9 protein-coding genes are annotated in these 13,264 nt (G+C 60.9%); 5 read left to right on the top strand and 4 right to left on the bottom strand.

What is annotated here, in order from left to right; all coding sequences use genetic code 11:
* The first annotated feature begins 331 nt into the window (after positions 1-331).
* The 4 genes from KBW81_RS17435 to KBW81_RS17420 are packed head-to-tail and all read left to right on the top strand — an operon-like array spanning position 332 to position 5,892.
* Positions 332-1,675 carry a hypothetical protein gene (locus KBW81_RS17435; RefSeq protein WP_254249396.1) on the top strand — a complete coding sequence of 448 codons (1,344 nt, stop codon included), beginning with the start codon at positions 332-334 and terminating at the stop codon, positions 1,673-1,675.
* Positions 1,672-2,610 (top strand): glycosyltransferase family 2 protein, encoded by a 939-nt coding sequence (locus KBW81_RS17430; RefSeq protein WP_254249395.1) that lies wholly within the window; start codon positions 1,672-1,674, stop codon positions 2,608-2,610. The genes KBW81_RS17435 and KBW81_RS17430 overlap by 4 nt, the downstream gene beginning before the upstream one ends.
* Positions 2,597-3,856 (top strand): glycosyltransferase, encoded by a 1,260-nt coding sequence (locus tag KBW81_RS17425; RefSeq protein WP_254249394.1) that lies wholly within the window; start codon positions 2,597-2,599, stop codon positions 3,854-3,856. The genes KBW81_RS17430 and KBW81_RS17425 overlap by 14 nt, the downstream gene beginning before the upstream one ends.
* Positions 3,857-3,885: 29 nt before the next feature.
* Complete coding sequence (locus tag KBW81_RS17420) at positions 3,886-5,892, top strand: hypothetical protein (RefSeq protein ID WP_254249393.1); 2,007 nt, start codon at positions 3,886-3,888, stop codon at positions 5,890-5,892.
* An 8-nt stretch (positions 5,893-5,900) separates the two neighbouring features.
* On the opposite strand, the gene KBW81_RS17415 is transcribed toward KBW81_RS17420, so the two are convergent.
* Positions 5,901-6,557 (bottom strand): 4'-phosphopantetheinyl transferase family protein, encoded by a 657-nt coding sequence (locus tag KBW81_RS17415; protein ID WP_254249392.1) that lies wholly within the window; start codon positions 6,555-6,557, stop codon positions 5,901-5,903.
* Between the two features lie 29 nt (positions 6,558-6,586).
* Between KBW81_RS17415 and KBW81_RS17410 the strand changes: the two genes are divergently transcribed.
* Positions 6,587-8,398, top strand: a complete 1,812-nt coding sequence (locus KBW81_RS17410) for a CocE/NonD family hydrolase (protein WP_254249391.1) — start codon at positions 6,587-6,589, stop codon at positions 8,396-8,398.
* On the opposite strand, the gene KBW81_RS17405 is transcribed toward KBW81_RS17410, so the two are convergent.
* The 3 genes from KBW81_RS17405 to KBW81_RS17395 are packed head-to-tail and all read right to left on the bottom strand — an operon-like array spanning position 8,395 to position 13,170.
* Positions 8,395-9,585: a glycosyltransferase gene (locus KBW81_RS17405; RefSeq protein ID WP_254249390.1), complete on the bottom strand. Its 1,191-nt coding sequence runs from the start codon at positions 9,583-9,585 to the stop codon at positions 8,395-8,397. The two genes, KBW81_RS17410 and KBW81_RS17405, sit on opposite strands and share 4 nt — an antisense overlap.
* Positions 9,578-11,860: a GumC family protein gene (locus tag KBW81_RS17400; RefSeq protein ID WP_254249389.1), complete on the bottom strand. Its 2,283-nt coding sequence runs from the start codon at positions 11,858-11,860 to the stop codon at positions 9,578-9,580. The genes KBW81_RS17405 and KBW81_RS17400 overlap by 8 nt, the downstream gene beginning before the upstream one ends.
* Positions 11,857-13,170, bottom strand: coding sequence for a polysaccharide biosynthesis/export family protein (locus KBW81_RS17395; RefSeq protein WP_090189044.1), 1,314 nt, complete (start codon positions 13,168-13,170; stop codon positions 11,857-11,859). Before KBW81_RS17395 ends, KBW81_RS17400 begins: the two co-directional genes overlap by 4 nt.
* Positions 13,171-13,264 lie beyond the last annotated feature (94 nt).

Raw genomic sequence — 13,264 nt, 5'->3', positions numbered from 1 at the left:
ACGCAAAAATGGTCACAAAACCGCCGAAAAAATCAAAATTTGCGGAAACCCGCTTATTTCTGCCATTCGATTCGGATCACCTGCCATACCCCATTGACACGGTGAGTAATTTTCAATTGCCATAACACCCAGAATCTGCGATGAGATTGTATATTAGTCTATTTTATACTGCTTATTTTTTAAGCACCGATCCTTCTGCTAGCCCCTAAATTACGGGCATATATTTTATTTTTTAATTCATAGAGGGAGCAGGATCATTCAGATCTATCCTCTGACACCGGTATTTTTTCTGCTGCTGGCTATTTTCGCCTTAGGCGGCATTCATCGTATCATGATCCTTGTGGCCGTGATGATGCCCTTTGGCATGTTGGCTATCGTAGGACTGCCAAAGTTGGGCGGCTTATCGCTGCTGGCGGTCAATGTCGCCTCTGCCGCGGCCGTGGGCGCGGGTATTTTGCTGCTGCTTGGACGGCTGATGCGCGGCGACCGGATCAGGCTAGAGCCGTCGGCCATCGCCATCCTTATTTTTGCCGCCTATACGATCTTTTCCGCAACGGTTCTTGTCCGCCTTTTCAGCGGTGAAATCATGGTGTTTTCCTTATCGCGATCAGCGGGCGGCGTGCGCGTCAGCACGGCTTTCCTTTGGGGTAAGGTTTGGCTGTCTCCGGGCAGCTCTAACATCTCTCAGACCTTCTATATTGTCTTGGCTTCGGGTCTGTTTATCGTCGCGGTCAATCAGCTAAGCCGGCGCGGCGCAGCGTTTGGCGATCAGTGCATGGCTGGGGCGGCGGGCGTCAATCTGGGGTTGGGTGTGCTTGATATGGCCGCTTTGGACCCGGTGCTGGCCTTGATCCGAACCGCCAGCTATTCCTTGATGAACGAAGCCACCGTTGCAGGCATTCCCCGCGTCATTGGCGGGTTTTCCGAATCCGCAAGTTTCGGGGCCTTTAGCGCCGTGCTTTTCGCCTATTTCGCCACCCTCGCCTTGCGGACGGGCCGCAGGCGCGATGCGGTGCTAGCGCTTGGCAACGGGGTGTTTGCCTGCCTTGCGCTATCGGCGACCGGACTGCTGGCAGTGGCCGTCGTGACCTGCATTTTAATGTTACAGGTACAGGTGCGGGTGCCAGAGCAAACATCGCGCGGGATGCTTTTGGGGTTTGCGGTCGTGTTGGCCGCAGGCGGGCTGGGGTTGGCTGCGGCGCTCACCATGACCGACGCGCCCGCGATGGTCGCCTCTGTGATCAACGATCTGATCATCAACAAATCGCAAAGCTCTTCGGGCTTGGAACGTTCTGCCTGGATGATGGGCGGATTAGAGGCGCTGCAGCAAAGTATGGGGCTGGGCGTCGGGGCAGGTTCGCTGCGGTCAAACGGGCTGTTGTTTGTCCTACTGGGCAGCGTCGGCATTCCGGGCACGGCTGCTTTTTGCGCATTCCTTATCCTGGCCTTTGGCGGGCGGGCGATCGCTGGGCAAGAGGATACGCTGGCCGCCACCCGGCTAGGTGCGGTGGCCGCGCTGGTGTCTTTGATGTTGTCCGCCACGGTGCCCGACCCGGGCGTGCCGCTTATCTTTCTGGCGGCGCTTGCGGTTGCAACGCGGCGCAATCCGGCGACCGTCGATGCCGCCCCATTGCCCCGTATGCCCCATTTGCAAACAAGGAGCCTTGTCCAATGAGCATGTCAGCCCCGCCCCATCCGCGCGTGGATACCTTGCGGATCACCATTGCGATTGCGACCCTTGGCCGCCGCACGGATTTGGGTCAGGCCCTGAACGATCTGACGCGCCAAACCCGCCGGCCGGACCGGGTCATCGTCTCGGCGACGGGTCAGGGGGATATTGACGACACTGCAGTGCGCCAATGCTGCGTACCTGTGTCCGTTATGTTTGGTGCCAAGGGTCTAACGCGGCAACGTAACCTTGTGCTGGATCACCTAGAGGACGCGGATGTCGTCCTGTTTCTTGATGATGATTTCGTCATGGCAAACGACTTTGTGCAAAGGCTAGAGGATCTGTTCATCCGCGCACCCAGCGTTGTGGTCGCTACCGGGCAGGTGCAAGCCGATGGGATCGGGACGGCAGGGCTGACGCACGACGCGGCCCGTGCCATTTTGGAAGGGATGCAATCGCCTGCCCCGGATGGTTTGGTAGAGGTGAACAACGGCTACGGCTGCAACATGGCGTTTCGCACCGCACCAATCCGCGACAATGCCCTGCGCTTTGACGAAAACCTGCCGCTTTATGGCTGGCTAGAAGATGTCGATTTCTCGCGCAGGGTCGCGGCATTTGGGCGTTGCGTGAAATCGACGTCATTGCGCGGCGTTCACCTTGGCACCAAGGCTGGGCGCACCAGCGGGATCAAGCTGGGTTATTCGCAAGTGGCGAACCCGTTTTACCTTATGCGCGGCGCGATCATGCAGCCGGGTCATGCGCTGCGGTTGATCGGCGGCAACATGCTGGCCAACGCGGCCAAGTCGCTACGGCCTGAACCGTGGGTCGACCGGCGCGGGCGGCTGCGCGGCAACTTTGCTGCCGTGGCGGACCTGCTGCGCGGCACAGCCCACCCCCTGCGCGTGTTAGATATGAAAGGCCGCACCGATGACCCGACCTGACCGTATTGTGATCGTGAACGACTATTCCTCGCACCAAGGCGGTGCGGGTTATCTGGCCGGCGCGCTGGCTGGTGGCTTGGCTGCACGCGGCGAACGGGTGACTGCGATCGTGGGTGACGATGGCGGCGACAGCGCGCCAACCGGGGCCGAAAGGATCGCCTTTGGCGGGGCAAGGCTGCTAGAGCAATCCGCAGCAACGGCAGCAACGCGCGGGATTTATAATCGCGACAGTGCGCAGCAGATGCGGTCGTGGATGGCGCAGAACGACACGCCGCGCACCCTGTATCACCTGCACAATTGGTCCAATATCTTGTCGCCTTCGATCTTTGATGCCTTGGCTCCTGTCGCGCATCGCACCGTCATCCATGCCCACGATTACTTTCTGGCCTGCCCGAATGGGGCTTATCTGGACTATGGCCGCGCTGCAGTGTGCAATCGGACGCCGCTTTCGCTGTCCTGCTTAACGACCCGTTGCGACAAGCGGGCCCATGTACACAAATTATGGCGCGCAGCCCGGCAGGCGGTGTTGGCTACTCGACTTGCGCCGCATCTGAAGGCCGCGACCTTTGTGGCAATCCATCCGGATATGCACCCTGCCTTGCGCCGGGCCATTGAGCCGGAAAACTTAGTGACGATCCGCAACCCCGTGTCGCCCTTTGGCCCCGCCGTTCCCGCGCCAGAACAACAGCGCGGCATCGTGCACATCGGGCAGGTGCAGCGACTGAAGGGGGTCTATGATCTGGCGCAAGCGGGCCACACCCTAGGTCTGCGCGTCGATTTCTACGGCACCGGAGAGGACTTGGCTGACCTGCAATCCCGCTTTCCTTGCCACCGCTATCACGGTTGGACAGATCGCACCGCCCTTGCGCAGCATTTGCAGCAGGCCCGCGTTGTTGTCGTCGGCTCGCAAAGCCCAGAGCCGTTTTGCCTGGCAGCCTTTGAGGCGGCAGCCACTGGCGTGCCGCTTGTGGTGTCGGATGCGATTTTGGCAGCCCGAGAGTTGACGCAGGCTGGGGTGGCCCTGCCGTTTGCGGCGGGAAATGCGGATGATCTGACGCGCGTGCTTGGGCGGGTGATGCGCGACGATAATCAGGTGGCAGCATTGGGCCGTGCGGCGCGCACGGTCGGCCCTGCGCTGGGTCACGGCATGGATGGCTGGATCGACAGCCATCTTGCCCTGTATCGCCACGTGCTGCGCCCTGCCGCGCGGGAAACCGTTCCCATCGAAAATCTGGCCCCGGCCTAAGGCCACGTAATCCACAAAGGGTGACGATCATGATTTCCAGGCGACATCTGATGCGGGCGACGGGCATCGCTGGGCTGACCTTTGGGGGGGCCAGCGCCGCGCGGGGCAAAGTGCCTGATGCGCTGCGCGATCTTTCGGATTTGGCGCAGCAGCCGCCCACGCCTCATCCGGTACATGTGCCCGGTCAGGGCTGGTTCGAGGCAGCGACCGATGATCGCCCCATCGATGGCATCCTGCGCGTTGCAGGCCCGGACGGCGTGCAGTGGCGACGCATCGGCGCGCATGGAACGCTGCAGCCCGCATGGTTTGCGCAGGCGCAGGATGGCCCCGATGACGCGCTGCGCCTTGGCCGCGCCATTGCGTATGCCGAAGCCCATGGCCCACTTGCCATCGACCTAGGCGCAGCGCGCTATGATTGCCGGTCGCGGCTGGTGATTGATCCAACGGCCGTCATCTTGCGCGGTAACGGTGCGGTGCTGGATTTTGCCGAAATGCCAGAACCGCCGCGCCGCGACAGCCTTGCCACGCTGCAATACGTCAAGGCCGCGCCGGGTTGGCGCTGGCAGGACGATGCACTGCACAGCGACCCCGCAGGCAGCGATGCGCTGACCCTGCCCCTGTCATTGCCGCAAAGCGGGCGCGTCCGCATTGCGGTGACGTTAGGGGCTTTGTCCGGCTGGCAGGATTACCCCGCAGTTTTCGTCACACTCAATACCGCTGATGGCACGCAGCTTGGCGGCACGACCCTGCTGGCCCCCGGGCAGTCGATGTTCGAGGTCGAGGACCACCCCGCAGCGGCGACTTTGACACTCCGCGCCGATGGCGCGGCGCGGATCGACGCGCTGATGGTCACACCGCAAGCCACGCGAGAGGCGATCCTGATCCGCGCGACCAAGACGAGCCGGCAATACGGTCACAAATGGCTAGAGGGCATAGAAATCGCTGGCCCCGGTGGCGGCACCGCCCTGCATGGCCTGCGGTTTCAGACCGAGGCAGATGCAATGTCGTCACGCCTGCAATTGCGCGATGTGACCGTGCGCGGCTTTCATACCGGGATGATCCTGTCCCACCGCGCCTATCTGATCCGCGCCGCGGGCCTACGGATCGCTTGCGGTGTTGGCCTGCACTTTTTAGGCGGCAGCCGCGATGCAGGAGAGATGATCACCCTGACGGATAGCGTTATTGATGGCGGCCGGATTGCCATTTTGAACAACGGCGCAGAGTTCGTCCTGTCTGGCACCTCGATCGACTTTGTCGATCAGGTTGTCGTCGGGTCTGGCCGGGTGCTGCTGCAGGGCTGCCACCTAGAGGTGAACCGCCCCAAGGCCGCAGACGCGCCCCTGTTCGACGTCGGCCACGGGCATATCGATATCGCAGGCGGTACTTTTATGGTGACGGGTGCTGATTTCGACGCGGGCAACCAATGCGATTACATTTTCGCCCTTCAGTCCCGCGCTGCGACCGCCGCAATGAAAGAGGTCACCGTCTACAATCTGCGCAGCCAAAGCGGCGCGCTGGCAGGGGGGCCGGGACGGCTGGATGTGTCCTTTGTACGCGGGCGGCGGCCCCGGCATATGGCCCCCTTGGTGCAACACCGCGCGGACCGGAATTTGCTGGGCGCCGCGCCGTTTGATCTGCGCAGCAGCGACACGCCCTTAGGCGCTGCAGTGCCCTATCCGTACCCCGATGCAACCTTGATAATTGATGCAGGCACACGGCACCTTTGGGTTGTTGGGCAATGCCAGCCGGGGGCAGAGGTCGGCGCGTTTTTCCGCGTTAGATCAGACACTCCGGGCACGCTTTATGCGACAGTGCAGGCGCTGCGGGGCGACGCGCGCGTGGCTATAGGCGATAGCTGGCCCGTCACGGTCACGTCGGACTGGAGCACCTATCGCAATAATTCCGCCAACACCCACCCAGAGGCCGCGGGCGACGGGCGCATGCCTGCGGGCTTTACTGAAATCGCGCTTTGGCTGGATTTGTCCCAGATGACTGGCCCTGTGGAATGCGAGGCGTTTTTTCTATGCGCCGTTTAAAACGCATTCTAAAGCGCAGCGCGCCGCACAACGCGCACATCCTGACCCGCGCTGCGGACGGCAAGGGCGCCAGCGACGCCCGGCGCAATGCTGACATCTTGCAAGGTCCACGCCGCCGCATCGCCGCTGTCGCAAAACGTCAGTCCAGGTTCGTCCTGCGGGCCAAGCGTGACGACAAAGGAACTCAGGTCCGTGAACAGCCCCGTGCCGCGCGCTTTCAGATAAGCCTCTTTCCGGGTCCAGCAGCGGTAAAAGGCGGGCATTCTGGCGTCTATAGGCAGCGCCAGCAGCGCGTTCATTTCACGTGGTGCAAAATGGGCCTGCGCGACATCAAGGTCGATGGGGCGGACCGCCTCGATATCCAGCCCAAGCTGGTGCGGGGTTTGCAAAACGGCAAGGCAGGCCAGATCGCCGGTGTGGCTCAGGTTGAATTGCAGGCCATTCACCCAAGGTCGGCCATAGGTGCCATAGCTAAACTTCACATCAATGGGGGCCTGATTCAGATAGGGGCCAAGGATGTGTCGCAACCGGCTGCGGCCTGCAATGTAGCGGTCCCTGTCGCGGTCGAACACAAAGCGCGCAGCGCGCGTGCGCTCTTCTTGCGACAGGACTGCTGGATCGGAATCGACCAACTGCCAAGTCCATATATCAATCACGATGGTCATTCTGCACATCCACCCCAAAGGCACCCGGCATGACCCCGCGCCGCATCATCGCAGGATGCCTTATCTGCGCCGCCGTAGCCGGACTCGGCCTGAGCCAGCTGGACCGCTTGCGTCAGTTGAAGGGGCAATTGGCGTTTCAGGCGCGGCAATTGATCCTTGGGATCACCCTGGCCCCTGACATCATGATCCCGATGCCTGATGGCGTCACGCTGGCAACCGACGTCTACCGGTCCAAAGGCGCGGCCGCTGATCTGCCCACAATCCTGATCCGCCTGCCTTACGGCAAATCCACCTACGGCGAAGCGCTGCGCTGGGTCCAGACTTGGGTGCCACGCGGCTATGCTGTCGCGGTGCAAGATATCCGCGGACGATTTGGGTCGGGCGGGGTTTTCGCGCCTTATGCGGGCGCCGTGTCCGACGGCTCTGCCACGCTGGATTGGATTGCAGCGCAGGACTGGTCCAATGGCCGCGTGGCGATGGGCGGTTGCTCTGCCTTGGGCGAGGTGCAGTTGATGCAGGCCAAGGCAGGTGGCCCCCACCTGCGGGCGCTGATTGCCGAAGGTGCTGGCGGCGCGATTGGCAGCGGCAGCGCATCGCGCGCCTATTTCGCCTTCTTCGAAGGCGGCATTCCGAACCTTGCCGCTGCATATGGCTGGTTTTCCGCCAATGGCGGCAAAACTGGCGATCAGATGCACGGCGTCGCCATCGACGCGGCGCAAGTGATCGGGCAGCTGCCCACGGGCACGTTGGTATCGCGCAACCGCGCCGATCCAACAGATTACGAGGATTTTCTGAGCCATTTCGACGATCCCGCTTATTGGGACGCACTTGGCTATTTGCAGGCCACTGACAGTTTTGACACGCCCGCCCTGCATATGAACACCTGGCATGATATCGGCGTGCGCGGCACCTTCGAGGCGGCGGCCCTGATGCGCGCCCGCGGCACCACGATTGCGGCCCGCGATCACCAGCATGTCATCATTGGCCCCGGCCTGCATTGCGACCCAAATGCAGCCTTTGCAGCCGGAGGTGTCGGCGACCTTACCGTAGCGCCGGGCAGCGCGCCTGATCTGGATGCAATTTATGCCAGTTGGCTGGACCATTGGTTGCGCGATGCGCCCCTGCCCCAGATGCCGCAGTATACGTACTTCGTAAACGGTGCCGATCGGTGGGACACCTCTGATGTTTGGCCCCCGGCGAATGTCGCGGCGCAAACGTGGTATCTGCAGCCGGGTCAGCTGACGCAGAACGCGCCCGCTGCACCAAGCAGCGCCAGTTTTGCTTATGATCCGATGGATCCGACGCCATCGATTGGCGGGCCGATTTGTTGCACCGGCGGTCTGAACCTGCCTGCCGGGCCGCTGGACCAACGCCCGAATGCAGGGCGTAGCGATATTCTTGCCTTCACCTCGGGTCCGTTGCCGGAACCCTTGACGCTGGCAGGTGACATCACGGCGCGGATCGTGGTGTCCACGGATGCCCCGGATACCGATCTGGTCGCTGTGCTGATGGATATCGGCCCAGATGGCACCATGCTGGCGATCCAGCAAGGCGCGCTGCGGCTGCGATACCGGAACGGTTTTGACCGCCCTGCGCCGCTTTTGACGCCTGCGGATGTGGTCACCGCAAATGTGGATTTCCCCCCCATCGCTTACCGCATCGCCGCAGGGCATCGCATCGGGCTGCACATCAGCTCTGCCAGTTTTCCAAGGCTGGAGCGGCACATGAACGGCGCAGGGCTGAACACACTTTCGGCTACGCCGCGTATTGCACGCAATACGCTGTGGTTTGGGCCAGACGGCGGCTCTGCCTTGGTGCTGCCAGTCCAGCCATCCCATTAGGCGACAGCAAACCGATCATGGTGACGCCGCCGCGCACCATCGATCTGTGCCTTTAGGGCAATCCGGAACCGTTCAGCGCCAAAGCCCTGCGCGTGGCGCGCAATGCGGGCAGGATCGAATGCATCGCGCCGCGCCTCGAAATCACCGATGGCGGCTTGCAGGGACGGGACTGTCTGCTCTGGAAAGAACAGACCGGTTTTGCCCTGCACGACGGAATCAAGCGCGCCGCCACGGCCATAGGCCAACACGGGCGTGCCGCAAGCCATGGCTTCGACCGGTACAATGCCAAAGTCCTCTTCTGCGGGGAAAATCAGGGCGCGGGCACCGCGATAAAGGTCCGGCATATCGGCATCCTCGACCCGGCCAAGCATCTGGACGTTGTCAGGCGCATTCTGTGACAAACGCTCAAACTCGGACCCTTGGCCCACGACCTTAAGCGGTAGATCAAGCCCGCGAAATGAATCGATAGCAAGGTCCGCCCGCTTGTAGGGCACGAGCTGGGACACATAAAGGTAATACCCCCGGTCTGCCTGCGGCACTGGTGCGCCGTCCGCGCCTGCCGGCCCATACAGATCAAGGTCGACCGGCGGATGCACGACCGCAGCATCACGCCGATAGGTGTGGTCGATCCGGGCCGCGACAAAGCGCGAATTGGCAATAAAATGATCCACCCGTGCGGCGGTGCTTGTGTCCCACTGACGCAGACGATGCGCGAGTTGAGAGAAGTATTTGCGCTGCAACCATCCCAGTTGAGCACTCGTGGCGGCGTAGTGATCCCAGATGTAACGCATGGGCGAATGGCAATAGCAGACATGCGTCGCATCGGGCCGCGTGATGACCCCTTTTGCCGGTCCTGATTCCGATGACAGGACCAGATCATAGGCGCTTAGGTCCAGTTCTTCGAGGGCGCGGGGCATCAGGCCAAGGTATTTTTGGTAGTGTTTGCGCGCGCCAGGCAGGCGACCGACAAAGGTTTGCGTGATGGGGCGCGCAGCCAATGCAGGGCTAATTTTGTCCCGGTCTACGACGTGGGTAAAGATATCAGCGTCGGGATAAAGCTTTAGCATTTCCTCCAGCACGCGCTCTCCTCCGCGCATGCCGACAAGCCAGTAATGGATCAGTGCGACGCGCGCTGGCGGTACAAGGTCCGCCTTGGCAAGCGCAACTAGCGCAGAATCTTCAGGCATCGGTCAACCTTTCTACGAAAGCAGTCTGTTTCACTGTAGACGGCTGTGATGTTGTAAGAGGCAGGGTCTTTCGTCCAATTTCGACGTCGGTCAGAACCGTGCCGACGACCGGCGCGCCAGAGGCACCGATCAGTTGTATGGCTGACACGACAGCGTCGCCGCGTGTGCGGCCACTGCGGGCCACAACAATGACCGCGTCGGCCACGTCAGCCAGAATGGTGGTATCGGCGACGCCCATCGCAGGCGGCGCATCCAGAATGACGGTGTCGAACTGGGCGGACAGTCCCTCGATCAAGGTGCGGAAGCGGTCGCCGGACAACAAGTCGGCCGCATTGCCAGCGGTCTGGGCCGCTGTAACGATCCAGATGCGCTTTTCCACATGACGCGCAAAGACTTGGGCAAGATCGGCGTCACCGGTCAGATAGGAATTCAACGTCGTGTCGGTGTTTTCCACACCCCAGATCTCGGCTTGTTTTGGATGCCTGAAATTGGATTCAACGATCACTACGTCCTGACCAATCGCTGACAGCACCCCCGCCAGTCCCTGCGCCGTCACGGAACAACCGACGTTCCAGTCCGCCCCGGTCAGCATCACGACCTTTGGCGGCCTGCGCGATGCGGGATTCGTCAAGGCATAGCGCAACATCCGCAGACCTTCGTCATAGATCAGCGCGTCTTGCTTTCGGCGCTTGCGATGGAGCAGGTTCCGCAGCGGACCGGGGGCTGGTAGTTTTGGCAAAGAGGCCAACACTTTGACGCCCGTGATCCGTTCAAGCTGTTTTGGCTGGCGAATACTGCGATCCAGCGCCTCTTTTACAAAGCAGGTCGCAACCCCAAGGATCCCCCCTAGAAATAGCGCGACGACAATGATTAGTTTTTTGCGTGGACGTGCCGGGCTTAGCGGTGGCTGTGCCTCGGTGATGATGCGGGCGTCGGGACGCTGGAATTCCAGCTGCTGCGTGGTTTCCTGAAACCGGTTCAGAAAACTTTCGTAGACTTGCCGCGTTGCACTGGCAGAGCGTTCAAGCTGGCTAAGCCGGACAGAGGTTCGGGACAGGTCAAGCTGGCGTTGCAGGGTGCTTCTGATGTCGTCGGAAATGGCAGACTGGCGCGCTTTGGCCTGCGCAAGCGACGCATCAAGCTCTTTTATACCAGTATCAATAGCGGCAACGCGGTCGCGTCTTAGGTCATCCAGTGCCAGTTCCAGCGCCAGCATATCAGGATGTTGCGCGCCCATGCGCGTCGCAAGCTGTGCGCGGCGACGCTCTAGGTCTGCCATCTCTGTATCGAGGCTGGTCAACCGCGGCGTATTCAGCGCCGCGGCCGCGGCCTCTGGGCCGTTTTCGTTCAACAAGCGCTGTGCCTGCGTCAGCCGGGCCTCGGCGGCGGCCCGTTCATTGCGGGCGTCCACGACGGCGGCGTTCAGCTGCGACAGCTGCTGCGCCACGCCCTGCACGTTGCCGCCCTGATCGCGGATTTGAAGCGCGCGAAATTCGACGACTGCATCTTCGGCTGTGCGCAGCGCGCCTTCAAGTTCCACAAGGCGGTTGTCCAGCCAGTCGATGGCCCGCTGGGTGGCCAGAAGTTTTCCGGCAAGCTGATCTTCGATATATTGATCGGCCACGGCATTGGCGATGCGGGCGGCCAGTTCGGGGTCATGCGCGCTCATTGACACGGTGATGACGTAGGAAATGCCACTTTGAAAAATGCTCAGGTTCCGGCGCAGCTGCCAGATCACCAGATTGCGCGCGTCTTGCGCGCTTAGTGTGCCTGCCGGGTCTGCCGCGGCGTCGGGCATCGGCTCTGGCACTTTTTCGAGCAAGCCAATCTGCGCAAGTTGAATCTTGGCCGCATCCACAAGACGCGCGATGGGGCCCGGCTCTTCGACCAAATAGGGGTCAAAAGCGGGGTTGGTCACAAGATCAAGCTGGTCAACAACGCGCCCCAGCAACAGGTTCGATTGCAGCACGGCAACTTCGCCCGCCACGGTAGAGTTGGACACGTTCAAGTCGGACACAATTTGTTCGACGCCAACGATCCGTTCCTGCCGGGTATCAAGCAGAATTTCGACATTTGAAAAATAAACCGGCTTGCTGGTCCGTAGTACCTGCACCGCAATCAAACCCGATACGACGATGCACGCGACGATAAGCCAGCGGTTACGCCGCAGTGCGCCAATGATTGACGCAAGATCAATGACGTCCTGACTTGGCAATCCTGCATTGACACGCGGCGGGTCAGGCAAGGGCCGATGTTTGAAAGCCATCCGGTTCATAGCGTTCCCTCTGCCAAGATATCAGCACTAGAAGTGTCCCGCAGCAGGCGCACGATCAGCACGTCGCCCGGCAGGATCGTGTCGGTTTCAGTCACTTCAAGGGTCACAAGACCCGACTGCGCCGCCCGGCGCCGCACCATCAATTCGATCCGCGTATCTTCTGCGGTGTCCGCAGAGCGGCGCGTCCAGTCTTCAAGCAGGGCCAGACGCTGCAAAAGCGATGCGCGCGTCTCGCGCAGTTGCGCCTCTGCGACACCAACATCTGCCATCTCTTGGCGCCAGTTTTGGGCGCGCTGAAAATCAAGGCTAAGCAGCTCTCGCTTAAGCTGGTTCATTTCGCGCTGGGTCGAAACAAGCGTTGTGCGCAAACGCAGCAGGCTTGTTTCTTCGTCTGACACTTCGCGCAGTAGACGGTTGCGGGTTGGTAAGGCCACAAGGCCCTGATTTTGCAGCTTCGCGACGTTTGACAGCTCTTGATCATAGCTGGAAATCTGCGCGACCTGCGCAGCGATCTGTTCTTCGATCAAAGAGGTTTGCACCCCGACATCGGCAATCGCCTGGGCAATCAGGTTGCGATCTGCCTCGAAATGCGCGCGCTCTGCTGCGATGATGTCTTCGTCCTGCGCGATCAAGGTGGCGATCAGCGCAGCATCGGGATGATCGATCCCTGCAAAGGTAATCTGCGCCGCATCAATACGGTCGCGCCCTGCAAACTGCATGCGGAGCCGCTCTGCTGCGACAGCCTCGCGGACAATGGCGGCCTGATTTGCCGCCAACTCTCCGCGCAGGGCGACCCGTTGCAACGACCGCGCCTCTTCACCGCCCAGTTCGCGCATCAAGCCGCCGGCCAAGCCAATCGCCTGCTCTGACGTCATATCCGCATGGTAGTCGAAAAAGCCTGGCGTCTGCACATCGCCTAAAACCGAAATGGGCCGCACATTGACGACCGACAGATCGAGTTTCGGGGATAGGAAGATGGCACCATCAACGTAGGCATCGTTGATGATCCGATGCGCGTCAGACAGGGTGAGCCCCGCAATCGGAAGGCTGCCCAAAAACGGCAGCTGCACGTCGCCGCTATTACCAACGATCAGCGGATATGGTGGCTCTGCGTCGTCGAGGATATCCAACTGCAGCGCGTCGCCACTAGATATGGCATAGCGTGCCAGCGCATTCTGCGCCGCAGCCGGCTGGCCAAGACCGCTTATCAAGATTGCGCAGATATATATCGCGGACCGCAGCCAAAAAGCATCGGTCACCAGAATACGATAATGGGCGGCGAAAATCGCCGTTTTATTCGAAAAAAACATATTGCCCTCGCGACAATCATCTTGAGGTTAAAGAATTTGTTTCACCTAAAATAGAATCGGTGAGTACTAAATCGATAGGTTAGATCTTAGTGTG

Source organism: Loktanella salsilacus, assembly GCF_024206795.1.
Taxonomy (GTDB): domain Bacteria; phylum Pseudomonadota; class Alphaproteobacteria; order Rhodobacterales; family Rhodobacteraceae; genus Loktanella; species Loktanella salsilacus.
The sequence above is the reverse complement of the archived record's forward strand: the minus strand, read 5'-3'. Positions and strand labels throughout refer to the sequence as shown.

Excerpts from the sequence above, each read along its gene's own strand:
- KBW81_RS17435 (WP_254249396.1), top strand. The coding sequence starts at position 332 with ATGATCCTTGTGGCCGTGATGATGCCCTTTGGCATGTTGGCTATCGTA.
- KBW81_RS17430 (WP_254249395.1), top strand. The coding sequence starts at position 1,672 with ATGAGCATGTCAGCCCCGCCCCATCCGCGCGTGGATACCTTGCGGATC.
- KBW81_RS17425 (WP_254249394.1), top strand. The coding sequence starts at position 2,597 with ATGACCCGACCTGACCGTATTGTGATCGTGAACGACTATTCCTCGCAC.
- KBW81_RS17420 (WP_254249393.1), top strand. The coding sequence starts at position 3,886 with ATGATTTCCAGGCGACATCTGATGCGGGCGACGGGCATCGCTGGGCTG.
- KBW81_RS17415 (WP_254249392.1), bottom strand. The coding sequence starts at position 6,557 with ATGACCATCGTGATTGATATATGGACTTGGCAGTTGGTCGATTCCGAT.
- KBW81_RS17410 (WP_254249391.1), top strand. The coding sequence starts at position 6,587 with ATGACCCCGCGCCGCATCATCGCAGGATGCCTTATCTGCGCCGCCGTA.
- KBW81_RS17405 (WP_254249390.1), bottom strand. The coding sequence starts at position 9,585 with ATGCCTGAAGATTCTGCGCTAGTTGCGCTTGCCAAGGCGGACCTTGTA.
- KBW81_RS17400 (WP_254249389.1), bottom strand. The coding sequence starts at position 11,860 with ATGAACCGGATGGCTTTCAAACATCGGCCCTTGCCTGACCCGCCGCGT.
- KBW81_RS17395 (WP_090189044.1), bottom strand. The coding sequence starts at position 13,170 with ATGTTTTTTTCGAATAAAACGGCGATTTTCGCCGCCCATTATCGTATT.